The following is a 24,760-nucleotide window of genomic DNA, read 5'->3' as shown; positions in this document are numbered from 1 at the left end:
CGTCATCCTCCATACGTTTCCGCCGCCGGGCACTCGTCGTCGGGCGCGCAAGAGACCGACGCGGTACGACGAACGTCCATCACCGAGAAGCCGACCTCGAGATCGAACGTCCCGCTCTCCCATGTCCACTGGCCATCCCAGTGCGCGAATTGCCGTGCCGGCAGGTCGATGACGATGCGGGCCTGTGCGCCCGGATCGAGCGTGACGCGGCGAAACCCGACGAGCCAGCGTCGAGGTCGTTCCACACCACTATCCGGTCGGGAGGCGTACACCTGCACGACGGTGCTGCCGCGTCTGGCCCCGGTGTTGGTGACCGTCACCGCACACGCACCGTCGTCGTGCAGGCCGTCACCACTTCTCGGATCGGCCACCGTGACCGTGTCGATGGACCAGTCGGTGTACCCGAGGCCATGTCCGAACGTGTACAGCGGACGGATGCCGCGCTGAAGCCACGCGCGATAGCCGATGTGCAGGCCCTCCGCGTAGTCGAGAACCCCGTCGCGTGGGGTGACCTGATGAACCGGGACGGATGCGAGCGCCGCGGGCCACGACACCGGCAGTCGGCCGCCCGGCTCGGAATCGCCGAGCAGCACGTCGGCGAGAGCGTCTCCCGCCGCCTGCCCGGGAAACCATGTCGCGATGATCGCGCCGACACGGTCGGCCCAGGGCAGCTCGACGGGCGCGCCGGAGTTCACCACGACGACCGTTCGCTGGTTCACGGCGGCGACAGCTTCGACGAGGTCGTCCTGCCATCCCGGCAATCTCAGGTCGGCCCGGTCTCTGCCCTCGGACTCGACCTGCTCGCTCGTCCCGACGACGACGATGGCGGCGTCGGAGGAGGCCGCGGCGCGGACCGCGTCGGCCAGCATCCGGTCCCGCGCATCGGCCGGCGTCCTCGTGCCGAGGCCCACCGACAGAGAGCCCGAGAAGAACTCACCCCCCGACGGGTATCGGTACCGCAGACGCAACCTCATCGGAACGCCTTTCGCGAGCTCGATCGGGGCGCTCGACGAGCGAGGGCTCAGCAGGCCCGCGCCGAGACCCTCAGGGTCGGGCACCATCGCGGCATGATGATGGAGCGCGCCATCCAGCCAGAGCCAGGCTTCCCCCTCGACCGCGAACCCGAGTTCCGTGCGGCAGGTCGAATCGGGTGTGAAGATCGTGTCGATCTCGACCACGCCCGCTCCTGCGGGCGCGTTTCCGAGCCAGACCAGGTGACAGCTCTCGCGCCGTTCGGAATGCACGACGGCGCCGCGTTCGTCGAGGAATCTCACCCGCACTCCCGCAAGCCCCGTCTCGGGATCGGTCACAACGCGCAGCGCGAAAGGCACGATGCCGTCAGTGACCGGCGACCCGATTGAGTCGTGGATCCTCGCGTTCGGGAGTCGGCTCCTGAGCACCGCCAACGGTGACGAGACCCTGTGCGGCATCACGGTCGCACTTCCACCACCCTGAATGCGAGGCGCATCTGCACTGGCTCCGATGACGGCAAGCGACCCTATGTTGCCGCCGTCGAGTGGCAGCGTGTGGTGTTCATTGCGGAGAAGGACCATTCCAGCGATCGCGAGGTCCCGCAAGTCCCGGTCTTCCGGGCCCGGCGCCGATTCCGACTGATCCGCCCACGGGGCCGGGTGGCTCCCCAGGACGCCGACGCGCGCGGCGAGCACGAGAAGTCGCCGAACCTTCTCGTCGATGTCTGCCTCCGCGACAGCTCCGGATTCGACTGCCTGTTGGAGGCCTTCCGACCACGGACTGGTCGGCCCCGGGAAGACGATGTCCTGGGCGGCTGTCGCGCTGGCGACGACGCTGCGGACCGCGCCCCAGTCGCTGATGACGAGCCCGTCGAAGTCCCACTCCTCCTTCAGCACGGAGCGAAGCATCGGGTGCTCGGTCATGGTGGCACCATTCACCCCGTTGTAGGCGCTCATGATCGTCCATGCTCCGCCCTCCTTCACGACGGTCTCGAAGGGAGCCAAGTACAGCTCGCGGAGAGCGCGTTCATCGATCCGTGCGTCGACAGTGAAGCGCTCCGTCTCGCTGTCGTTGCCAACGAAGTGCTTGGGCGACGCGGCCACGCCACCCGACTGGAGCCCCTGGACGTAGCCGACGCCCATCCGAGCCGTGAGGAGGGGATCTTCCGAGAACGCTTCGAAGCTGCGCCCGCCGAGGGGACTCCGATGCAGGTTGATCGTCGGGCCTAGCACGACATGGACGCCGCGCTGCCGCGCCTCGGCGGCGAGGATCTCCCCGTATCGCCGCGCTGCGTGCTCATCCCAGGTGGAGGCCAGGCAGGTCCCGGACGGCAAGGAGAGCGAAGGCTCCCGTTCGTCCCACACCTCGCCACGTACACCAGCCGGTCCGTCGGACACGACGATCGGACCGAGCCCGATCGTCGGGTCCTCATGAACGCGCCATGTCGTCGCCGCCGTGAGGAGACGGACCTTCGCCGGGAGAGGCAGGCCCGCAATCATCGTGTCGACCTCCGCCACGGCGTCCGCGTACTCGAGCGCTCGGGCCGTATCGCGTGGACTGTGGTGCACGGGGGCTCCAATCCGGGGCAGTCGCCCAACAGAGAGAGCGTACCAAAACCTGACTCCGAGTCTAAATCTGGATGCGTGCAACTCCGGCTCGACGTGAGGCTTCGGACCGGCTTCGATGTGTCGACGTCTAGGCTTTGTTCGTGCCCTCCCGCAATTCCTATGCCAAAGGCCGCGCGAAGCGAGAGGAGATCCTCCAGATCGCGCTGGACTCTCTTGCCGCCGGTAACGGGGGCGCCGCCACGCTCGCGGATATCGCGAAGGCGGCGGGTGTGACGCGATCGACACTGCTGTATCACTTCAACTCACGTGAGGAGCTTTTCGCCGAGGTCGTGCGCTGGCGCGACGAGGTTGACATGCGACGCGACCCGCCCGAGGGTCTTCTCCCCGGATACGTGGCCCTCGCCGCGCACAACGCGAACGTTCCGGGCCTGGTCCACCTGTTCACCACGATGTCCGCAGAGGCCACCACGCCGGATCACGCTGCCCACCCGTACTTCGAAGAGCGGTACAGCTCGCTGATCGACCGGATGACGCGAGAGATCAGCGCTGCGCAAGCAGCCGGCGCGATCGTGGCCGACGCGGAACCCGCCGTCCTCGCCCGCGTCTATGTGGCGGTCATGGACGGCCTCCAAGTGCAATGGCTCTACGACCCCTCGACCGACATGCCGCACGCGATCGCCACCTTGCTCGGCCTCATGACACAGCGGCCACCGCAGGACGCTCCCCTGAATGCTGATCTTTAGTCAGTATTCGTGAATGCTGGGGTTGACGCGCCTCGGGCCCCTTCTGGTTCGACTTCGTCGTTGCTGCCTGCGTGAACGACGGTCGGGCGCTATGAGATCGAGCTGCTGATGGCCGCGAAGCTGGTCGAGCTGGTTCGACGATCCGCAGGCGCCCCGCTTACGACGAAGGCAAGGATCGTACACGACGACCTCACACTGTGGGGCTCGCGCCTGGGGAGCGGAATGGGGCCAGGCTTGTCGCGAGCCGAGGACGACGCGTTGCTGGCGTGGATCGCCGGCAGTGGTTGCTCAGCCGGAAACGGGAGTGAGCAGGCCGTGGGAAGACACGGCTCCAAAGGCGCGGATTGCTGCCGCGTTGTCGGAGGGGTACTCGATCAAGGTGATGCTCGCGTTTCCGGGTCCACGTTCATGCTCGAACGACGGGTCGGCCTGCCGGACCGCGACGCCGATGGTCATCCCGTGCGTTACGACGAGCACATCACCAACATCATGGGCTGCCCGGATGTCAGCGATCGCGCCCGCGACGCGTGCACTGAAGTCCGCTCCGGACTCCCCCTGTTCGAGAGCTGGAAAGTCGCCGAGGAACAAGCCGCGCAGACGAACGGACGGGCTGTCGCCAGGTGCTCCGATCCGATTCAGTTCGGCGAACACCTCGTCATTCGCCCGCGCTTCCCATACGCCGAAGTTGTATTCCTTCCAACGTCGGTCACGCACGATCGGGTGTCTGTCTTCGACGAGGATCTCCGCAGTATCCATCGCCCGCTCGCTGGTGCTGGAGTAGACACCGACCCACGGCACATTGATCAGCGCGGCAGCCAGGTGACGGACCTGACTACGGCCTTCTTCTGAAAGCGGTGAATCGCACCATCCTTGCGCGATCTCGCGCTCGTTGAACAGAGTGCGCCCGTGGCGTACGAGCCACAGCCGCAAGCTTGCTCCCGTACGGTGTGATTCGTCTGCCATGCTCTCCACTTTCTCCAACGGTTGGTGTCGATTTACGAAGCTGGTTGGAACGCAGGGTCCCGTCTTTGTGAAAGGCGGGCGCCCGGTGCCGACCCAGGACGGGCGGCACGCCGCGGGCGCGGGTGCGTCAGATCACGCCGGCGCCCAGGTTGATGGGGCTGCCCTCGATGTTGCCGACGATGCCGCGGATGATGCCGACGCCGTCGGCGCCGCGCAGGCTCTCGTACCAGGCGGCGGTGGCGTCGGGATCGTACCCGTGGGTCTCGTCGCCGCGTTTGCGCGCGCGCAGCACGAGTTCCCCGGCACGCTCGGTGCGGCTGCGCTCGTAGCGGCGAAGCGTGTCTTCGACGCTCACCGTGTTGGTCGCCACCGCGATGGCGAGGGCGAAGGTGTCCTCCAGTGCGGAGCACGCGCCCTGCCCGATGTCGGGCGCGGTGTTGTGTGCGGCGTCGCCGAGGATCGCGACGCGGCCGCGCGCCCACGTGTGGAACGGGTCGATGTCCCAGATCTCCACCCGATTGAGCGACACCTCCGGATCGATGGCGCCCAGCAGCGCCTGCACGCCCGGCGCCCAGCCACCGAACGCCTCGACGAGGGGAGCGATGCCGTCGGCGGGCTCATACCGCACCCCGGCCGGCTGCGGCACATCGAACCAGAAGTAGAAGCGGTCGCCCTCGACGGGCATGACGGCGGCGCGCTTGCCCTCGGCGACGTACGTGGTCCACTGGTCGGCGGGGCCGATAAGCGGGTCGCCGGGGATGAGCCCGTTGAAGTTGGTGTACCCCGAGTAGGTGCGCTCGATGCGGGGGGTGTCGCCGCCGTCGCGGGTGACGTAGTCGCGCGTGATCGACCGGGCGCCGTCGGCGCCGATGAGCATGTCGGCGGTGTCGGTCGAGCCGTCGGCGAAGGTCGCGGTGACGGTGCGGCCGTCGTCCGCGACAGCGACCATCTGCCTTCCGAGATGGATGCGGTCCATCCCGAACGTGCGCATCAGCAGCGCCTGCAGGTCGGCGCGCGCCACCGGGTACGGGCGCTGACCGGTCTGCTGCGTGACCGGGTCGAGGCTGAAGCGGCACAGCTGCTCGCCGGTGTGCCCGTCCAGGTACGCCATGTGATCCATCCGGCCGCCGAGAGCGGCGACCTCGCGGCCCAGGCCGAGCCAGTTGAGCACCTTGACGCCGTTGGACCACAGCGACAGGGCCGCGCCGACCGGCTTGTTCTCGCGCATCCTGTCGTAGATCACCACGTCGTGGCCGAGGTTCTTGAGAGCGATGCCGGCGCTCGTGCCGCCGATGCCGGCCCCGATGATGATGATCTTCAACTGTCAGCTCCCTCGATAGGTGGAGTACGCGAACGGGCTCAGCAGGAGGGGCACGTGCAGGTGTCCGGACTCCGGCTCGACGGTGAAGGTGACCGTGACGAGCGGATATAACGAGGGGATGCCGCGATCGGCGAACCATGCACCGGTGCCGAACGTGAGGGCGTACATGCCCGGGTCGAGCGTCTCGGGGCCGAGCGCCAGACGGCCGTCGGTGTCGGTGAACCCCTGCGCGACGCCCGTCGTACCGCCGCCGTCGAGATGCTTGGCGAGCGAGACGACGACATGCTCGGCGGGGGTACCCGTCGCCGCATCGAGGACGTGCGTGGTCACGTGGCTGGTCATGCGCCGGCTCCTTCGCCTTGGCGGATGTTATCTAGCACAGCGCGGCTTGCGGTGTCGCATTGCGTCGAGTGAGCGACCGAAGGGGCGGCGGGATCATCGGAGAGCCTGCTGCGGTGCAGCGACCCGTGCCGTTCTCGGAGCGGTCGGCCGCTGCCGCCGTGCAGTGTCGCGATGATTTCTGCGAGCGCCGAGAGTGCGGTGTCTTCCGGAGACGTGCCACCGAGATCCAGGCCGAGCGGCGAGTGGATGCTGGCGATCTCCGCCTCGGTGGCTCCCGCCTCGCGGAGGAGCTGCGATCGCCTCGCGACGGTGCTGCGTGCACCAATCGCCCCGATGAAGCCCACCGGAAGCGCGAGCGCGGCCCGCAACGCCGGAACGTCGACGCGCTCATCGTGACTGAGCACGCAAATCGCTGTCCGCGCATCGACGTCTCGCGGGTCGAGGGTCGCGAGTGTCTCGTGAGGAAGCCCATGGTGAAGGTCAGCGGCTTCCGGGAATCGATCGCGGGTGAGGAGTGCACGCCAGACGTCGCATACCGTGACGTCGTACCCCGCGGCCGTCGCGATCCGGCAAAGCGCAGCGGCGTGCTCGCTGGCACCTACCAGGATGAGCCGGGGTGCCGGTTCCTGCAAGGCCACGTCCGTTCCGATCCGTTCCCGGAATGGCCGATCCGTCGGGTTCATTCGACAGCGTCCTCGTCGATCAGCCAAGCGGTACTGTCGGCAGGAAGCATGCCGGCCTCGAGCGGCGCTGAACTTAGCGCGACGCGGCCGGGTGGGAGATCCGATGCAGCCTGGCCGAAGTTTACGAACACCCGCACCTCTCCGACACGAAATGCCAGGACGGCATCACCGACGTCGAGCCATGTGAGCTCGCCGCCGGCCAGAGAGTGCGCCCGCCGCAGGCGCAGCGCCTCCTGGTAGAGGCGGAGCGTGGACGTCGACTCAGCGCGTTGGAGATCCCGAGCGAGCTCGCGCCATTCGGCGGGCTGCGGCAGCCACGCAGCGCCAGTGCTGCTAAATCCGAACGCAGGGTCGGCAGCTGTCCAGGGCAGCGGCACCCGGCAACCGTCGCGCCCCAACCGTTCGCCGCCGGTCCGACGCCAGGTGGGATCTTCTCGGGCGTCGTCCGGGATGTCGATCACCTCGGGCAGTCCGAGTTCCTCACCCTGATACAAGTAGGCACAACCGGGCAGTGAGAGCATGAGCAGCGCTGCGGCGCGGGCACGCCGCAGCCCGACCGCCATATCCAGCGATCCAACCATTGTCCGTCGCCACCCTTGGGAGAGGTCGGCATCGGCAGGCAGGCCCAACCGGGTCGCGGGCCGCACCACATCGTGGTTCGAGAGGACCCACGTCGACGGGGCGCCTACGGCGCCGAACGCGCTGAGCGAGTCCCGGATCACGTCCCGCAGTGCTGCCGGACGCCAACTCGTCATCAGGAACTCGAAGTTGAAGGCCTGGTGCATCTCGTCAGGGCGGACCCACTGAGCCAGCGTCCCGAGCGGTGACACCCAGGCCTCTGCACATAGCAGCCGGTCCCCGGAGTAGGTGTCTAGCAGTACGCGCCATTCCCGGTACACCTCATGCGCTCCGGGGCGTCCCCAGTAGGGTCCTGGGGTGAACGCAGTCGCCGCTGTCGCGTCATAGTCGGGAAGATCCGGCGCCTTGTCGAGCCCGTGAGCCACGTCGACACGGAACCCGTCGACACCCCGATCGAGCCAGAACGAGAGGATCTCGACGAAGCGCTCCTGAACCCATGGATTCGTCCAGTCGAAATCCGGTTGCGTGGTGTCGAACAGGTGCAGATACCACTGGCCCGGCCTGCCGTCCGGTTCGAGGATTCGCGTCCATGCTGCGCCTCCGAACACGGACTGCCAGTTGTTCGGCGGGAGTTCACCGTCGTCACCGCGTCCGTCGCGGAAGATATAGCGGCCGCGTTCCACGGAGCCTGGTGCGGAGGCGAGCGCCTCCTGGAACCAGCGGTGCTGACTCGAGGAGTGGTTGGGGACGAGGTCGACGATCACCCGGATACCTCGTGCGTGCGCGCGGGCGATAAGCTCGTCGACGTCGGCCAATGTGCCGAAGATCGGGTCGACATCACAGTAATCGGCGACGTCGTACCCGGCGTCGTTCTGCGGTGACGGGTAGAAAGGCGAGAGCCAGATCGCGTCGACGCCGAGTTCGGACAATGCGCCCAGACGTTCGGTGATACCGCGGATGTCGCCGATGCCGTCGCCGTTCCCGTCCGCGAAGGAGCGGGGGTAGATCTGGTAGATCACCGCGGAGCGCCACCACTCCGCGCCACGCGCAGGCGTGGTCGTTGCCGCTATCTGGGACGTGGAGGGCATGAACAGGATCCTGTCTGGTAATGAATTGCGGGGCAGAATCGCCGACCGCAGCGCAACCGATGAGGGAGGGAGGCAGAGGATCTTGCGCCGGAGTCCCCTTCCGCGACCTACGTGCGCGGATGCCCTCGGCCGACCAGCCGTTCGACGAGATGTTGGGAGAACGGCTGCTCGACCGCAAGGACGACGCGCACATGCGCGTCTGGTGGTGGGGGGTAGCCGACGAATCTTCCCCGCAGGTCGCAGATGATCTGACCTCGCCCGGGGCCGGGCGTCGTGTCGACCTCGACATGCACCTGCGGCGCCGATGAGGCCGTGATGGATTCGATGGCCAGCGCAGCGGTCAGGGGGTCGTGGAGGGCGATGTCAGGGGCGCCGAAGATCGGCAGATACCAGCTGACGTAGACCTCCAGCATGTCGGCGATCGCTCGCGCCGGTGCCGACGGCGAGCCGGCGAGCTCGATCCGATGTGCGGGGGTAAGGCGATGCTCCATCGTGACATCGAGAGGAACGACGACGACATCCCAGGGGGCGCCCAGGACGACCTGCGCAGCCTGGGGATCGTGAGCGATGTTCGCCTCGGCGACCGGCGAGACGTTGCCAGGGACGAGCGCCGCACCACCCATGACGTAAACCACGCTGACGCGGGAGGCGAGCGAGGAGTCTCGCTCCAACGCCAGGGCCAGGTTGGTGAGTGGTCCGATGGCGACGACCCGCAGCTCACCGTCGAACTCGTGCGAGAGGCGCAGGATCATGTCCTCCGCCGACTCGGCAACGGGTTCGTGCGCGGCGCGCGGAAGCGCGAGGCCCCCGACGCCGTTGTCCCCGTGAATGTGCGGTGCGCCTCCGTCGAAGGGGGTCCGGAGTCCCCGCCGCGCGCCGACGGCAACCGGGATGTCGAGCCGGCCGGCGAGCCCTAGGAAGTCCAACGTGTTCCGGGCGGCTTGTTCAGCATCGACGTTGCCGTGAACCGTCCCGATACCCACGATCCACGCTTCAGGGCTCGCCAAGAGGTAGCCGAGCGCAATGGCGTCATCGATTCCGAGGTCAGTGTCGAGATAGATCGGATGGCTCATTCGACGTCCGGACACTACTTCCCGGATCCCTGGGCAAGACCAGCCTTCAGGTACCGCTGGAGCAGGAGTAGGAGAATGATCGCCGGGATCGACGCGAGGACGCTGGCGGCCATCACCGCCGACCACTGAATGTTGGGGGAACTCAGGTACTGGTAGATCCCAATGGTGATCGTGCGGATCTCGGCGCTCGTGGTGAGCGTGAGGGCGAAGAGAAAGTCGCCCCAGCCGGCGAGGAACCCGAAGATGCCCGCTGTGATGAGGGCGTTGCGGCTGAGCGGAACGACAATGGAGAAGAAGGTGCGCACCTGACCGGCTCCGTCCAGGCGAGCCGCCTCGAGGGTCTCCTTTGAGATCTCCCGCATGAACGAGCGCAGCAGGAGTATCGCGAACGGAAGCGTGCCGGATGCGTTGGCAAGCATGAGACCGAAGTAGGTGTTCACGAGCCCGACGGAGTTGAACATCGTGTATAGCGAGTTCGCCAGCACGATCCCGGGCACGATCTGCGCAATGAAGAGCGTGATCAGCACGACGTCGACGAATCTGCTGCGGAGCCGGGCGAGGCCGAACGCTGCGGGCGCCGCGATCGCCACCGCCAGCAGCGCGGTGCCGACGCCGACGATGAGGCTGGTCACGATGTTCGACGCCTGATCCTCGAAGGCCTGCTGGAAAGCGCCGAGACTCGGCGGGAGCGGCAGGGGGGTCACGGTCGCGGCGGTCGCACCCGGCTGGAAGGACGCACTGACCAGCCAGAAGATGGGATACAGGAGTAGCGCGAGAATGATCGCGCCGAGGATGGATCGCAGGGCATTGCCCAGTCGGGTGCCGCCCTTGAAAAGTCGTGGCCTGCGTCGAGATCGCGCGCGGCGCCCCAGGGGCGGGAGCTGCTCGGTGGCGAGGGTCATTCTGTCTCCTCCTTGCGGGCTCCGAGGTACACGTACACGACGGCGAAGACCAGGGTGACCAGCATCAGGATGTTCCCGACGGCGGCGCCCTGTCCGAACTCGAACTGCTGGAAGGAGAGGTTGTACGCCACGGTGCCAAGGGTCTGGGTCGCATTCGCGGGTCCGCCGCCCGTGAGGATGAGCGGAAGCTCGAGCACCTTGAGCGTGTAGATGATGCTGAGGGTGATGGCAACGGTGAGCTGGGGGCGGATGGATGGGATCACGATGTGCCAGAACCGACCGAACCGACCGGCGCCGTCGAGCGACGCGGCCTCGAGTTGATCGACGGGTACGGACTGCAGCGCGGCGCCGAGGATGATCACGAAGAACGGGAGGCCGAGCCAGATATTTACCCCTATGAGCACGGCGAGGGCGGTGTTGGGGTCGGCGAGAGGAGACCCTGACACGCCCAGTGGTGCGAGCGCGACGATGAGGGGGCCGTCCTCCCGGAGCAGCCACTTCCAGACAGCGGCGGTGGTCACCAGTGGCAGGAGCCACGGCAGCAGCATTGCGGAGGAGTAGAACCGCGCACCTGCGAACCGCTGATTGAAGAAGGACGCGATGAGCAGGCCGAGCACCACCTGTATCGCCACCGTCGCGAGCGTGATCACCAGCGTGTTGACGGTGGCGATCGGCAGCACCGGAGTCGCCAGCACCGCGGCGTAATTGGCGAGGCCGATCCACGGAGCCTCGCCGGTGACGAAGGTCGCGGTGCGGAAGTCGACGAACCCCATCCACACGTTCTTCGCGAGAGGATATCCGAAGAAGAGGACGATGTAGGAGAACGCGGGAACCAGGAACAGCAGGTACCCCCATCGCTCACGTCGCTCCGTCGTGAGACGCCACTTGCGTCGACGTGCTGCGGCCAGCCCCGGAGCGCCGTCGCGCGGCGTCGCGGGTCTGGGTGTTTGGGTTGCGCGGTAGGACATGGCGAACTCCTCAGTCAGGTCGGGGTCGATCACGAGAACGTCGACGGATCGCCCCCGACCGGCTGTGATTACTGGCCGGCGGCCTTCTCGAGCGCCTCGGCGGGGTCGGCGTCGTGCGCCAGGGCATCCTGAATCGCCAGGGACAGCTGGTCGTACTGCTTGCCCTTGTTCTCGGGGTCCTGGATGAAGCCGTTCGGAAGGAGCGCGATCATCGGTGCCTGATCGGGGAACTCGGCCGCATACTCTTCACCCACCGAGACATCGCCCGGAAGGCGGCCGGAGGCGCGAGCCATCTCGAGTGCGTTCGCGTCGTCCGTGAGGCACGCGAGGATCTTCGCGGCTGCTTCCTGATGCGCGTCATCGGTGACCGGGATCGTCCACACCTCAGCGCCGATCGGAGTCTGCGGCGCGCCCGAGCCATCGGCAGTGGGCACCGGGAAGGCGCCCACCTCGAACGGGAGGTCCTCCCCGAAGAGCCAGGCACCCGACATCACCATCGCCGCCTTCTCGCCGCGGAAGTAGTCCTGCGCGTCCCAGCCCCAGGTCACCGCGGACTCGGACGTGCTCCCGTCGGCGACGAAGTCCTTCCAGAGTTGAAGGGCCTGCGCGGCCTCGGGCGTGGCGATATCGGCCGGATCGCCGCCCGCTCCGAGAAGGTACGGCAGGAAGTGGTACGGACCCGTACCTGTGTCGGCGGAGAGCGCGATGCCCATCACGTCAGGCGTCGTGAGGGCTGCGGCGGCCGTGCGGAGCTCATCGAAGGTGGTCGGAATGTCGACGCCCGCGGCCTCGAACATTGCCTTGTTGTAGAAGAGTGCGATCGGGTTGACGCCCGGTGCGACGCCGTATTGGACGCCGTCCACCACCCCGAGGGAGGCGACGCTGTCGCTGTAGCCGTCGGCGGTCAGGCCGTAGTCGGCGAGATCGGTGAGGAGTCCTGTTTCGACGACGCGGGTAATGTCGCCGCTTTCGAGGTAGAGGAGGTCGGGCAGGTCGTCGGATGTCGCTGCCTGCAGGACTTTGCCGGTGAGGTCGTCGGGCGGGAAGTCTTCGAGCGTCGCAGTGATCCCGGTCTCCTTCTCGCACGTCGCGAAGAGCGCTGCGTTCGGGGTCTGGAAGCTGTCGTAGGGAAGCCCGGTCCATACGGTGATGGCGTCCACGGGGCCATCGGACGGTGCAGAGGACGAGCAGGCAGCGAGGCCGGCGACAGAGGCCAGGAGGGCGGTGGAGGCAAGGGCGACGCGACGGAGGCGGTGGGGGGAAGATGAGTTCACGGGTTGCTCATGCTTTCGATGGGGCGCGAACGGAGTCGGCAAGTACGGGCAGGATGGACGCCGCGCGGGCGTTCATCGAAATGTAGTGGGAATCGCCGCCAAAAACTGACTCTGAGTCGAATTTGTAACACAGCGTTCACGAGCGGGTGACGTCAAGTCGTCGTTTCATCAGGGTTGAGAACAACTGCACGGGCGCCGCGCGCCAAGTGATCCTGCGGACGTGCGTGTCCGTGCAATCCAATCGCGGCACACTCCCCTGCGTTGCCCACCTGTCGAACAGGCCGTGGCGGTTAGGGGGTGACTCCCCACGCGGCGAACTCCCGCTCCGCGCCCGGGCGGCAGCCGTCGACCGCTCCGGAGGCAGTTCACAGCATCCGTGAATGCCACCTGGGTCACCGGATGGTCATCGGTCAGCCTTGGGTCAATGCGGCTGAAGAGATTGCCCGATCCTGCGCAGCGCCGGAACTAAGAGGCCCGCTCAAGCCTCGCTCTCAGTTCGCGTCGCAGGATTTTTCCTGCCGCGGACTTGGGCACTTCCTCGCAGAAGACGACTCGGCGAATCCGCTTATAGGGACTGACTCTGTCGGCAACGAACTCCATTAGCTCGTCGACGGTGAGCCCGTCATCGCCGCGCCGAACGACGAACGCCACAGGGATCTCGCCGACCTCGGCTTGCGGTTGCCCAATGACCGCCGCATCCGCAACAAGCGGGTGACTGACGAGAATGGCTTCCAACTCGGCGGGCGGGACTTGGTACCCCTTGTACTTGATGAGCTCTTTCAGCCGGTCGACGATGTAGACGTTCTGGTCGGCGTCGACGGTCACGAGGTCGCCGGTGTGAAGGAACCCTTCCTCATCGAGGGCTTCAGCCGTCGCTTCCGGATTGTCGAGGTAGCCCGACATGACGTTCGGACCGCGCACCCAGAGTTCGCCGACCCCGCTCACACCTGCCGCCGGCGGATTGATGAGGCTACCGTCGAGTCCGACGATTCGGTTGTCGGTCCCGGGCACCGGCTTGCCGACGCTCTCGTGCGGAGTTGTCTCGCCGCATCCGACGAAGTGCGACACGGGACTCATCTCGCTCATGCCGTAGCCCTGACGCACCGAGACGCCGAGACGCCGCTCCACCGCAGCGCTGAGGGCATCGTCCAGCGGCGCTGCTCCTGAGAACAGTTCGCGCAGGCTAGAGAGGTCGGCTTCGTCGACGGAGGGGTGCTTGGCCAGTGCCAGGGCGATCGGTGGGGCGATGAAGGCGAATGTGGCCCGGTGGTGCGCGATGAGAGTTAGGAACTGTGCCAGCTCGAACCGGGGCATCGTGACGAGGGTCGCGCGGCGTCGCAGTGCAAGGTTGACCAGCACTGTCATTCCGTAGATGTGGAAGAACGGAAGTACGCCCATCACGACGTCGTCGCGATCGACGCCCATGCGATCCTCGATCTGGACGACGTTGGCGACGAGGTTGCGGTGGCTCAGGCGCACGCCCTTCGGGTGACCGGTCGTGCCCGACGAGAACGGCAGCACGGCGTCGGCCAGCGGCGGGGCCCAGTCCCCGGGCGACACCGGCGGGGACTGGGCGAGGTCGATGACATCGAGCACGGCGACGCCGGGAGCGGCATCCACGGTCGCAGTCTGCATCACCGTCCGCAGCTCGGGACTGGACACCGCGAACGCCGCGCCGGAGGCGGCCAGTTGCCGTCGGATGTCGTCCACGGTCGCCAGCACGGGGACCGTGGTGACCGTCGCTCCGATCGCGCCGATCGCGTGATACGTGATCACGAACGCCGGGGAGTTCGCACAGTGGAGCGCGACGACGGCTCCCGGGGTGACGCCGCGTGCTCGCAGAGCCGCCGCGGCCGCGTGCACGCGCTCGACGAGCTCCCCGTAGGTCAGTGTCGCGCCCGTCGGCCCGTCGATGACGGCGGTCCGTGCCGCATCGTGCGGATCGAGGTCATCGAAGATGAACTCCTGCAGCGACGCCGCGGGAACCACGGGTTCGGGAAAGGGACTGCGGAACGTCATGGGTGGACCTCTCTGTCCTGGTCAAGTGGGTGTCAGCGGGATGCCGGGGAACGCGGCGCCGGATGGTCGAGGGCGAGGGCCACCTCGGTGCCCTCGCGGATCGCGCGCTTCGCGTCGAGTTCGCCGGCCAGAAGTGCGCCGCCCACGATGTGCGCTGCAACGCCGAACTCGCGCAACTCCCGCTTCAGGTACCGGACCGACTCCTGACCGGCGCACACCACGACGGTGTCAGCGGGGATGCGTCGGGACGTTCCGTCGACGGTGACGCGGATCCCGTCCTCCGTGATCTCGTCATAGGCGACGCCGACCAAGAACTCGACACCGCGCCGACGCAATTCCGCGCGATGGATCCAGCCCGTCGTGAGTCCGAGTCCGGCTCCCGCCTTTGTCGGTTTGCGCTGCATCACCGTGACGCGTCTGCGGCTCGTCGCCGGGCCTGGCACAGCGAGGCCGCCGCGTGCTTCCGGATCTGTGGTGACGCCCCAGTCCGCGAAGAACCGGTCGCGATCGAGGGCCGCCGAGGCATGGCCCTGGGTGAGGAAGACGGTGGTGTCGAATCCGATTCCGCCGGCTCCGAGCACGACGACCCGCTCGCCCGCCTCCGCTTCTCCGCGCAGCACACGGGCGTAGTCGATGACGTGGGGGCGGTCGATCCCGGGGATCGCGGGGATCCGTGGTCGCACCCCGGTCGCGAGGATGACGTCGTCGAACCCGGCGGTGACGAGGGTCGCGGCATCCGCTGTCGTGGACGTGCGCACGTCGACGCGCAATCGCGCAAGCTCGCCGCGGAAATACCGCAGCGTCTGGGCGAACTCCTCCTTGCCAGGGATGCGCCGAGCGAGGTCGAATTGGCCGCCGATCTCAGTGGCCGCTTCGAACAACGTCACCCGGTGTCCGCACGCGGCCGCGGTACTCGCGGCGGCGAGGCCCGCTGGTCCCGCTCCGACCACCGCCACGGAACGTGGGCGGCGGGTGGGCATGATCCGCAGCGCCGTCTCACGGCCCGCTCGCGGGTTGACGAGGCAGGTGGTCACGTCGCCGGCCAGGGTGTGGTCGATGCACGCCTGGTTGCAGGCGATGCAGGTGTTGATCGTCGCTGTGGCGCGATCCCGCGTCTTCGATACGAACGCGGGATCGGCCAGCAGCGGGCGCGCGAGCGAGACGAGGTCCGCGTCCGCGCGCGCGAGGATCAGCTCAGCGATGTCCGGCGAGTTGATCCGGTTCGAGGCGGCCACCGGGATGGTGACGGCACTCTTGACCGCACGGGTGAACTCCGAGAAGGCGGCCCGAGGCACGCCGGTCGCGATCGTCGGCACCCGGGCTTCGTGCCACCCGACGCCGGTCACGATCAGATCAACGCCGGCGGCCTGGACCTCGCGCGCGAGAGTGAGGGTTTCGTCGAGCGTGCTGCCATCGGGCACGAGGTCGACGACCGACAGGCGGAACGAGAGGATGTCGTCCGCGCCGAGCGCCTGGCGGACGGCGTGCGTGACCTGTAGCGGGAACCGACGACGGCGCGTCGCATCCCCGCCCCACTCGTCGTCACGACGGTTGGTGGCGGGCGCGAGGAACTCGTTGAGGAGGTACCCCTCGGACGCCATGATCTCGACCCCGTCGTATCCCGCGTGGCGTGCGAGCGCGGATGCCGCCGCATAGTCCGCGATCGTCTGCTCGATGTCGGCGGGGGTCATGGCGCGGGGCAGTCGGCGCGCGATCGGCGCCTGCAGAGCGGAAGGGGCGACGAGCTGGTCGTGGTCGGCGTACCGGCCGAAGTGCAGCAGCTGCAGCAGCACGAGACCGCCCTCGGCGTGCACGGCATCGGTGATCAGCCGGTGCTCTGCGACCGCGCTCTCGCTGTCGAGCACTGCTCCGTCCGCCCACGGGCGCCCGTCGCGATTCGGCGAGACACCGCCGGTCACGATCAACCCGACGCCGTGGCGCGCCCGTTCGGCGTAGAACGCCGCCATCCGTTCGAAACCACCGACGCGCTCCTCGAGGCCGAGGTGCATCGACCCCATGAGCACGCGGTTGGGCAGCGTGTGGTGCCCGATCCGAACGGGCGACAGCAGGTGGGGGTGATCGGTCATGTCTCTCCTTCTGGGCACGCCGAGCAGACCGTGACCACGGCGGGTCACGGCCTGCTCGCCGGTCAGGTCAAGTCAGGGCGGGAACGCTCGCACGGATGAAGACGATCACGTCGTCGAGGACCTCTTCCCGGTTGATCTCATTGAAGATCTCGTGGCGTGCGCCGTCGTACCGGATGTGTCGCCCATCCGCTCCGATGACGTGCCGTGCGACTGCCTCGGCGTGCACGTACGGCGCAATGGTGTCGTCGCTGCCGTGCAGCCAGATCGCGGGCACGGCGCCCACGTTCGGACCCGCGGCGATGTCCTCGAGTGCGGTCCCGATCGCGAGCAATGTCGCTTTGAGGAACGGTCCGTGGCGCACGAGCTCGTCGGCCACGTAGGCGTCCCCGGTCGCCGGGTCGCGCGACAGCGAAGCGGGGTCGATCGGGACGTCCGGGATCGGGTCGAGCAGTGCGAGCGCCTGAAGGTCAGGGTTCCCGCCGATGTAGGGTCCGCTCAGGACGAGGGCGTCGATCTTGCGGACCCCGCCGAGCTGCACGAACCGCGTGGCAATCGCCCCGCCCATGGAGTGCCCGATGAGCACCAGCGGAATCCCGGGATGTTCAGCCGCCGCGTGATCGACGACGGTGTCGAGATCGCGCGCGAAGTCGTCGAACACCTCGACGGCCACCCGCTGCCCACCGGAGCGTCCGTGGCCGAAGTGATCGGGAGCGTAGACCTCAGCGCCTTCATCGATGAGTCGCTCCGCGACGTGGTCGTATCGACGGGCGTGCTCGCCGTAGCCGTGCGCGATGACGGCGACGAAGGTCGCGTCGGCGTTCGGCCACCGCCAGACGACGATCTCATCGCCGGTGACGCCCGTGAACGACCTCGTCGTCGGTTCAGTCAGCTGTGACATGGTGCCTCTCTTCATTCCGGAGCGCTCGGGCGCTCCTGTTCCTGGTCGAGTTGTGTGAGCACGGCATCGGCCCAGTCGACGCGGGCCTTCTGCAGATGAAGACCCCATTGCAGGACGAGGTACTGGCGGCCCGCCGTGAATGAGAGCTCCTCGCCGACGAAGTCCCGCTGCTCGATGCGCCGGTACTCTTCGAGCAGCTCTGCGTGCAACGCGCGATGCCGGACGATCTCCTCGCGAAGGTCTCCGCCGAGTGACGCCGATGCACGCACACGCACCATGAGTGCGTCCTTCGTGAGTTTCGGATCCTCGCGGGACTCCAGCCACGCCCGCAGTTCGTCGCGGCCCTCGACGAGGATCTCGTAGGTGCGTTTTCCGCCGCGGGCGGGAGCGTCGTCTTCGATCTGCCGGATGAGTCCGTCGCGCTCGAGCCGCGCGAGCTCCCGATAGATCTGCTGATGCGACGCCGGCCAGAAGTAGCCGATTGAGCGGTCGAATCGCCGTGCGAGCTCGAGCCCGGATGCGGACTTTTCGTTGAGTGCGGTGAGGATGGCGTGAGCGAGCGACATACGGTCAGCATACGAATGCGCTCGAGCCGCATCGCGCGCGGCGCCGACGTCCAGCATCGGGCGACCTCCTCGTGCGAGATTCGACTGATTGCTTCTGTGCAATTAGTTGCATATAGCCTAGGTGAGCGAGATTGATGCCGCAAATGCGTGCTCATGCCACCCACCCGAGGCTGCGCTCGATGGCGCGATTCCACTGACCGCGCACCTCTGTCCGCCACGGCGCATCGCGAACCGGGTTCCAGCGTGTCGGCTCATGCGTGTACTGTGCGGCAGCGTCGCGGTCGGCCCAGAACTCTGCACCGATACCCGCGGCGAATGCCGCGCCGAGGGCGGTCATCTCGAGCATGGGCGGCCGCTCGACGGGCACGCCGAGCACATCCGACTGGATCTGCATGAGGAGGTCGTTCGCTGCCGCGCCACCGTCGCCGCGCAGGGAAGCGATCTTCAGTCCGCTGTCGAGCTCCGCCGCTTCGACGACATCCGCGACCTGCAGCGCTATGGCGTCCAGGGCGGCACGCACGAGATGCCGCCGGTCGGCGTACGCAGTCAGGCCGACGATCGTGCCTCGCGCGTCGGGTCGCCAGCGTGGCGCGTACAGCCCCGAGAAGGCGGGTACGAGATACACCCCGCCGCTCTCGTGCACGCTCGCCCCGATCCGTTCGGAATGCGCCACGTCGTCGAGGATTCCGAGCCCGTCGCGCAGCCATTGCAGCAGTGAGCCCGCCACGGCGATCGAGCCCTCCAGCGCGTAGGCGCGTGCTCCGTCCACGCTCTCGCAGGCGACCGTCGGGATCAGGCCGACCTGCGAGTCGACGGGGGCGTCGCCGGTGTGCACCATCACGAACCCGCCGGTGCCGTATGTGCACTTCGTGTCTCCGGGACGGGTGATGCCGTGCGCGAACAGGGATGCCTGCTGGTCGCCGACCAGTCCCGTGATGGGAGTGCCGCGGAGCAGGCTGTGCTCTCCGGCACGGCCGAACTCCCCTATCGAGGGGCGGATGGTCGGCATCATCGCCGGCGGGATGTCCAGCACGTCGAGAAGCTCATCGTCCCAGCGATGGGCGCGCAGGTCCATGAGGCCGGTGCGGCTCGCGTTGGTGGGTTCGGTCATGTGGATGCCGCCATCCGGCCCGCCGGTGAGGTTCCACAGCAGCCAGCTGTCCATGGTTCCGAACAGCAGGTGTCCGGCCTCGGCCGCGCGGCGGACGCCGGGGACCCGGTCGAGGATCCACAGAAGCTTCGGCACCGAGAAGTAGGTCGACGGTGGCAGACCGGTGCGGCGACGCAGTTCGGCTTCGGTGACCCGTTCGACCACGGACGCGACGACGTCGTCCGTCCGCACGTCCTGCCAGACGATCGCTGGGGCGACAGGCCTGCCGTCGCGGCGATCCCACACCACCGTGGTCTCGCGCTGATTTGTGACGCCGACGGCAGCGATGTCGTGACGTGTGAGGCCGGCCCGACCCAGGGACTGGCCGATGACCTCGCGGGTGTTGAGCCAGATCTCGGCGGCGTCGTGCTCGACCCATCCCGGTGCGGGCGAGTGCTGGACGTGCGTGAGCTGGCCCGTCGCCACACGCTCGCCACGTGCATCGAAGACGATGGCGCGCGTGCTCGTGGTGCCGTGGTCGACAGCGAGCACGAATTGGCTCATCGCGCACCACCCGGGACGGGCGGCTCGGCAGCCTGAAGGAACGACACGCTGTGTCGATCGCGCAGGATGCCGAGGACTCGGGCCGTCTCGAACGCCCGGGTGTCGGCATCCCATCCCCGCACGTCGCCGACCACCCGCGCGACCTCGTCGACGAGACCGGGAGTGACCCGCCCTTCGAATGCGAGCGATGTGCGGCGCAGGAGCAGATCGTCGAGATGGCACACGGCTTCCATCGTCACCAGGCGGCGGATCTCGCGGTGACTATAGGTAGGCGCATGGGTGAGCGGCGCGTCGGGCTCGCGGCCGATCTCGTCCACGAAGTCGGCCGCGGTGGTGCCATACCGGTCCAGGAGCTGCTCGACACGCGAGGACGGGACGCCGTCCGCATGGCGCGCGATCCACTCCTCCCGCGCTGACTCCGTGCGTGGAAAGCCACGCCCCCCGCCGATCGGCCGTGAGGCCGTGTCGATCGTGGACGTGCGGCCGAGCTCTTCGATCACACGCCGACCGAGGTCCGCGGCGAGTGCCCGGAAGGTCGTCCACTTGCCGCCTACCAAGCTCAGGGTCGTCCTGCCTGGTCGACCCGAGTCCCGCCGCGCCACCACGGCGTAGTCCCGACTGACCCGGCCTGCGGAGGAATCGCCGTGGGCGGGAAGCGGCCTCACTCCGGCGAATCGGAACACGATGTCGGATCGGTCCACGGCGATCCCGGGAAGGACGGTGGCGATCAACTCGAGGAAGTAGTCGACCTCGCCATCCGTGCATACGATCGGATCCGCCATATCGTGCTCGAGATCCGTGGTTCCGACGAGCACGCGATCGCGGAGCGGCAGGATCAGCACGATCCGTCCGTCCTCGTGCTCGAAGAACAGCTCGCGTCCGGCGGTCGCAGCCAGCAGCACGGGATGATCGAGCACGATGTGCGATCCCTTGGTGCCGCCCATCAGCCGGCCGGCATCCCCGAGTGCAGCATTGGTGAGATCCGTCCAAGGCCCAGTGGCGTTCACAACGATGTCGGCCTCGAGGCGGAATCGACGACCGGACTCGCGGTCCTCAACCAGCACGCCGGCCTCGTCGAGACCGATCGCGGCTACGTAGTTCGCCGCGCGGCCACCGGCCAGACGGGCGTCGGCGAGCACATCGAGTGCGAGACGCTCCGGGCTCTTCATGCACGCGTCGAAGTAGGTCGCCGCGTACTTGACCCGCGGATTGAGTTCGGGCAGCTCGGCGATCGCCTTACTCCGGCCGGTGAATCGATGGCGCGGCGTGATGCGGCCGGCACCCGAGTACGCGTCATAGAGCCACAGACCGAGCTTGATGACGAATGCACCGCGTTCACGCCGGGTGCCACGCTTACCGGTGAGGAACTTCAGCGGAGCCGCGAGCAGTCCCGAGAACGTGGAGTAGATGGGGATCGTCGTCGGCTGCGCGGTGACACAGTGCGGCGCGAGCTGAAGCAGCGCGTTGCGCTCCCGGACGGACTCGCGCACCAGCCGGAACTCGCCGTTCTCGAGGTAGCGGATACCGCCGTGGATCATGTGCGACGAGCCCGCTGATGCGCCCGAGACGAAGTCGTCCCGCTCCACGAGCGTCGCGGACAGCCCCTGGAGGGCGAGCTCCCGGAGTAGTCCGATCCCGTTGATGCCACCACCGATGATCACCACGTCGGATCGCGGATGGAGCTCGAGGTCTTCGATGAGCACGTCACGATCGGTCGGTGAAGGGAATCTGTGGTTCACGGCGGCTCCTGTGGCGGGGGCGGACGCCGAAACGATGCCACGGGGTGCACCCTTGAGCACGCAATTGCAATAATGTGCAAAATGCTCGTCGGCGAAAGGCTTCTGATGGCTTCAACCGCTCGCAGGAACCGTGCGGCCTGGGAGGCCGCACGGCGGCACTACGACGACGATCAGAGCATGGAGGTCATCGCCGCCGAGCTCGGGGTGTCGCGCTCCACGGTTTCTCGCCTGCTGCAGCACGCCCGCGACCTCGGACTGGTCGAGGTGCGCGTCGCGGCGAGCCCCGACGAGATCGCACCGCTCCAGCGGCGCCTGGCCGAGCGGTGGGGCATCCGCGCGTTCGTCGTCGCACCGCAGGCCGGTGACGACGAGGAGTCGACACTCGGCGAGGTCTCGGCATCTGCGGCACGCGTGATCGCCGACGCGCTCGCCCCTGAGTCGGTGATCGGAGTCGCGTGGGGCTCCACCATGGAGGCGGTGAGCCGCAGACTACCCGGACGTGTCGTCCCGGGATGCACCATTGTGCAGCTCAACGGGGCAGGGAACTTCCACACCAGCGGTGTGCCGTACGCGAGCGAGTTGCTGCGGCGCTTCGGCGAGTCGTTCGGGGCCCGCATCGAGCAGTTCCCCGTCCCGGCCTTCTTCGACTCCACCTCCACTCGCGAGGCGTATTGGCGTGAGCGGAGCACCCGCCGGATCCTGGCACTGCACGCCCGCCTCGACTGCGCCGTGTTCGGCGTCGGGTCCCCGTTCGCCCACACGCCGGGTCACGTGTATCAAGGCGGATACCTCGAGCAGCCGGACTACGCCCAGCTCCGCGCGGAGCGCGTGGTCGGCGACATTGCGACGGTGTTCTACCGCGCCGATGGCTCGAGCTCAGGCATCCCGCTCAACGATCGCGCGAGCGGCCCGTCGTTCGCACTCCTGCGTCGCGCCCGACGGCGCGTGTGCGTCGCGGCGGGCCCGGGTAAGGCGCTCGCGCTGCGGGGCGCCCTCACCGCCGGCCTCGTCACCGATCTGGTCGTCGATCGCGAGCTCGCGATGGCGACACTCCAGGCAGCCCGCTGACGGCGATCTCGCTGCGACTGCACATTTTTGCAACTTGTTTGTGAACCTTGTTGCACACAGCTAACGTGCACCACACGACGGATCACACTCCGTCCCCCGCTCACCCGGGAACCTGCACTCAAAGGAGAGATCCATGAAGGTTCGAGCAATCGCAGCGGCGGCCTGCTCCGTCGCCCTGCTCGCCGCCACCACGGCCTGCAGCTCGTCGACACCGACCGACGGTGGTGCCGCCGGCGGCGAAGTCAGCGTCGGCGCGATCCTGTCGATGTCCGGCGTGTACTCCACGCTGGGACCCGCGCAGAAGAACGCGATCGAGATGGGCGTCGCCGCGCTCAACGAAAAGGGCTTCGAAGTCGACGGCGCGAAGCACACGCTGGCATTCGAGTACGCCGACGACAAGAGCGACCCCGCGACGACGGGCGTCGCGGCCCTTCGGCAGATGGTCGAATCCGACAACCTGCCGGTGATCGCTTTCGGCCTGGGATCGTCGACGTACGCCCCGCAGCTCGAGCGCACGCCCGTGCCGATGATCAACATCCTCGACAGCACCTACCCGAGCATCCTGGAGTACAGCGATGACATCGTGCTCATGCGCGGCGCATCCGAGACGTACACGATCGGCTGCGTCGATTGGGCGCAGAACACCCTCGGCGCCTCGACGATCAGCGTCATCGACACCAAGGGCGAGCCGTACGGCGAGGGACTCACCCAGCTCATCGAGGCGCAGGGGGCGGATGCCGGACTCGACGTGACGACGTCATCCGCACCCCTCGGCACGGCCGACTACGGGAGCGCCATCTCGGCCGCCCTTGCCGCCGACCCCGACGTGGTCTACCTGTCCAGCGTCACCGGCGTGATCCTGCCCGTGCTCAAGCAGCTGCGCCAAGCCGGCTACACCGGGCCCGTGATGCACAGCGCCGGCGTCAACCCCCAGCAGGCTGAAGCCATCCTGGGCGAAGGCTTCAACGAGCTGATGATCGACAACTACGACTGCGCCGGTACGACGCCGCTCACCGCCGACGACGACGCGACGCGCGCCTTCGCCGAGGCCTACCAGCAGGAGTACGACGAGTACCCGCAGGATCTCACCATGTGGGCCTACGACCTGCCGTTCGTGATCGCCGAGGCGATGGCGAAGGCGGGCACCACGACCGACCGCGCGGCGATCCTGAGTGCGCTCGCCGAGATCGACGTTCCCACCGGCAGCGTGAGCGGCTGGATCCCCTCCCCCGCCGGCGCACTGTTCACCCATCGCAACGCGCGCACGCTGTCGGAGGTCACCCAGTGGTGCGCGGACTCGAAGTCGATCGCGACGGCCCTGGTCTTCGACGGCCTCGGCGGCACCGTCAACGACGCGAAGGTCGTCGACGAGCCCTGCGCAGGGAACTGACATGGCTCAGGCGCTGTTGAACGGGGTGTTCCTCGGGAGCTTGTTCACCCTCGTGGCACTGGGACTGACCCTGGTGTACGGGGTCATGGAGATCCCCAACTTCGCCCAGGCCGGCGTGATGGTCCTGGCGGCCTACACCACCTGGACGGTCGAGACCGCGGGCGCGCCGTTCCTGCTCGCTGCGGCGGCGGGACTCGCGGTGGCCGGCATCCTCTCGGTCCTCACCGAGGTTCTGGCGTATCGGTGGATCCGTGACAACCCGGCGGCAGCGCCCGCGATCGCCCTCGGCCTTCTCCTCATCCTCCAGAACACCGCACTGGTGATCTGGGGCGGTGAGGGGAAGGCCCTGGACACCCCCTACGACAGCTGGACGCTCCAGCTGGGCGACGTGACGATGTCGGGCGTCAAGGTCGTGGTCGTGCTGAGTGCGGCGGCAGCCGTCGCCGTGCTCGCAGCCGTGCTCAACCGCACGTCGCTGGGGCGGTCCATACGCGCCGTCGCACAGGATCGTGAAGCGGCGTCACTGCTGGGCGTCTCCGTCAAGCGGCAGTACATCCTCGCCTTCCTGCTCGCGGGACTGCTCGGCGGTCTCGCGGCCATCGTCTTCGCACCCACGTTCCAGATCTCGCCGTTCATGGCCGACTCGCTGCTGCTGAGCGCGTTCGTCGTGGTCGTCGTCGGCGGGCTCGGCAGCGTCCTGGGCGCCGTCGTCGGCGGCATGGCGCTCGGACTCGTCGAGAGCCTCGGCGCGACGTTCATCAGCCCCGCCTACCAGAGCGCGTTCGGGTTCCTGTTCCTGGTGGCGGTGCTCATCTTCCGCCCGACGGGGATCCGCTCCGTCAACGCACAGAGAGTCGGCTGAC

General features: G+C 67.7%; 20 protein-coding genes. 4 read left to right on the top strand and 16 right to left on the bottom strand.

All coding sequences use genetic code 11. The features are described from left to right. Positions 1–2: 2 nt before the first annotated feature. Positions 3–2,621 (bottom strand): glycoside hydrolase family 3 protein, encoded by a 2,619-nt coding sequence (locus ACEYYH_RS02830; protein ID WP_374976778.1) that lies wholly within the window; start codon positions 2,619–2,621, stop codon positions 3–5. Positions 2,622–2,680: 59 nt separating this feature from the next. Between ACEYYH_RS02830 and ACEYYH_RS02825 the strand changes: the two genes are divergently transcribed. After that, positions 2,681–3,283: a TetR/AcrR family transcriptional regulator gene (locus ACEYYH_RS02825; protein WP_374976777.1), complete on the top strand. Its 603-nt coding sequence runs from the start codon at positions 2,681–2,683 to the stop codon at positions 3,281–3,283. Positions 3,284–3,571: 288 nt separating this feature from the next. On the opposite strand, the gene ACEYYH_RS02820 is transcribed toward ACEYYH_RS02825, so the two are convergent. From ACEYYH_RS02820 to ACEYYH_RS02750, 15 genes are all read right to left on the bottom strand, one after another. Next, the gene (locus ACEYYH_RS02820) at positions 3,572–4,246 is read right to left on the bottom strand and encodes a histidine phosphatase family protein (protein ID WP_374976776.1); all 675 of its coding nucleotides are present in this window, start codon (positions 4,244–4,246) and stop codon (positions 3,572–3,574) included. A 127-nt stretch (positions 4,247–4,373) separates the two neighbouring features. Further along, the gene (gene hpxO, locus ACEYYH_RS02815; protein ID WP_374976775.1) at positions 4,374–5,567 is read right to left on the bottom strand and encodes an FAD-dependent urate hydroxylase HpxO; all 1,194 of its coding nucleotides are present in this window, start codon (positions 5,565–5,567) and stop codon (positions 4,374–4,376) included. Positions 5,568–5,570: 3 nt separating this feature from the next. Further along, positions 5,571–5,909, bottom strand: a complete 339-nt coding sequence (gene uraH, locus ACEYYH_RS02810; protein WP_374976774.1) for a hydroxyisourate hydrolase — start codon at positions 5,907–5,909, stop codon at positions 5,571–5,573. After that, positions 5,906–6,592 carry an XdhC family protein gene (locus ACEYYH_RS02805; RefSeq protein WP_374976773.1) on the bottom strand — a complete coding sequence of 229 codons (687 nt, stop codon included), beginning with the start codon at positions 6,590–6,592 and terminating at the stop codon, positions 5,906–5,908. Before ACEYYH_RS02805 ends, uraH begins: the two co-directional genes overlap by 4 nt. Beyond that, positions 6,589–8,259, bottom strand: coding sequence for a glycoside hydrolase family 13 protein (locus ACEYYH_RS02800; protein WP_374976772.1), 1,671 nt, complete (start codon positions 8,257–8,259; stop codon positions 6,589–6,591). The genes ACEYYH_RS02805 and ACEYYH_RS02800 overlap by 4 nt, the downstream gene beginning before the upstream one ends. A 107-nt stretch (positions 8,260–8,366) precedes the next feature. Continuing rightward, positions 8,367–9,332 carry a nucleoside hydrolase gene (locus ACEYYH_RS02795; RefSeq protein ID WP_374976771.1) on the bottom strand — a complete coding sequence of 322 codons (966 nt, stop codon included), beginning with the start codon at positions 9,330–9,332 and terminating at the stop codon, positions 8,367–8,369. 14 nt (positions 9,333–9,346) lie between these two features. Continuing rightward, entirely contained in the window at positions 9,347–10,234 is an 888-nt protein-coding gene (locus ACEYYH_RS02790; RefSeq protein WP_374976770.1) for a carbohydrate ABC transporter permease, read from the bottom strand. After that, positions 10,231–11,202 (bottom strand): carbohydrate ABC transporter permease, encoded by a 972-nt coding sequence (locus ACEYYH_RS02785; RefSeq protein ID WP_374976769.1) that lies wholly within the window; start codon positions 11,200–11,202, stop codon positions 10,231–10,233. The genes ACEYYH_RS02790 and ACEYYH_RS02785 overlap by 4 nt, the downstream gene beginning before the upstream one ends. A gap of 68 nt (positions 11,203–11,270) precedes the next feature. Continuing rightward, complete coding sequence (locus ACEYYH_RS02780) at positions 11,271–12,362, bottom strand: ABC transporter substrate-binding protein (RefSeq protein WP_374976768.1); 1,092 nt, start codon at positions 12,360–12,362, stop codon at positions 11,271–11,273. Between the two features lie 579 nt (positions 12,363–12,941). Further along, on the bottom strand, positions 12,942–14,495 hold the full coding sequence (locus ACEYYH_RS02775; protein WP_374976767.1) for an AMP-binding protein: 1,554 nt from the start codon (positions 14,493–14,495) through the stop codon (positions 12,942–12,944). A 32-nt stretch (positions 14,496–14,527) separates the two neighbouring features. Then, positions 14,528–16,582 carry an FAD-dependent oxidoreductase gene (locus ACEYYH_RS02770; protein WP_374976766.1) on the bottom strand — a complete coding sequence of 685 codons (2,055 nt, stop codon included), beginning with the start codon at positions 16,580–16,582 and terminating at the stop codon, positions 14,528–14,530. 67 nt (positions 16,583–16,649) lie between these two features. After that, the gene (locus tag ACEYYH_RS02765) at positions 16,650–17,480 is read right to left on the bottom strand and encodes an alpha/beta hydrolase (protein WP_374976765.1); all 831 of its coding nucleotides are present in this window, start codon (positions 17,478–17,480) and stop codon (positions 16,650–16,652) included. Positions 17,481–17,491: 11 nt separating this feature from the next. Then, a complete protein-coding gene (locus ACEYYH_RS02760) occupies positions 17,492–18,046 on the bottom strand; it encodes a PadR family transcriptional regulator (protein ID WP_374976764.1) in 555 nt (184 codons plus the stop codon). 151 nt (positions 18,047–18,197) lie between these two features. Next, positions 18,198–19,700, bottom strand: coding sequence for a glycerol kinase GlpK (gene glpK, locus ACEYYH_RS02755; RefSeq protein WP_374976763.1), 1,503 nt, complete (start codon positions 19,698–19,700; stop codon positions 18,198–18,200). Then, positions 19,697–21,439 (bottom strand): glycerol-3-phosphate dehydrogenase/oxidase, encoded by a 1,743-nt coding sequence (locus tag ACEYYH_RS02750; protein WP_374976762.1) that lies wholly within the window; start codon positions 21,437–21,439, stop codon positions 19,697–19,699. Before ACEYYH_RS02750 ends, glpK begins: the two co-directional genes overlap by 4 nt. Positions 21,440–21,544: 105 nt before the next feature. Between ACEYYH_RS02750 and ACEYYH_RS02745 the strand changes: the two genes are divergently transcribed. The 3 genes from ACEYYH_RS02745 (at position 21,545) to ACEYYH_RS02735 (ending at position 24,759) form a co-directional block, all read left to right on the top strand. Beyond that, complete coding sequence (locus ACEYYH_RS02745) at positions 21,545–22,507, top strand: sugar-binding transcriptional regulator (RefSeq protein WP_374976761.1); 963 nt, start codon at positions 21,545–21,547, stop codon at positions 22,505–22,507. 133 nt (positions 22,508–22,640) lie between these two features. Continuing rightward, a complete protein-coding gene (locus tag ACEYYH_RS02740; RefSeq protein ID WP_374976760.1) occupies positions 22,641–23,897 on the top strand; it encodes an ABC transporter substrate-binding protein in 1,257 nt (418 codons plus the stop codon). A 1-nt stretch (position 23,898) separates the two neighbouring features. Beyond that, positions 23,899–24,759 carry a branched-chain amino acid ABC transporter permease gene (locus ACEYYH_RS02735; protein WP_374976759.1) on the top strand — a complete coding sequence of 287 codons (861 nt, stop codon included), beginning with the start codon at positions 23,899–23,901 and terminating at the stop codon, positions 24,757–24,759. The last annotated feature ends 1 nt before the right edge of the window (position 24,760 follow it).

It is taken from the genome of Microbacterium trichothecenolyticum, from assembly GCF_041938625.1.
Lineage (GTDB): Bacteria > Actinomycetota > Actinomycetes > Actinomycetales > Microbacteriaceae > Microbacterium > Microbacterium trichothecenolyticum_D.
Note: the sequence above shows the minus strand (reverse complement) of the source record. Positions and strands in the feature narration are given on the sequence as shown.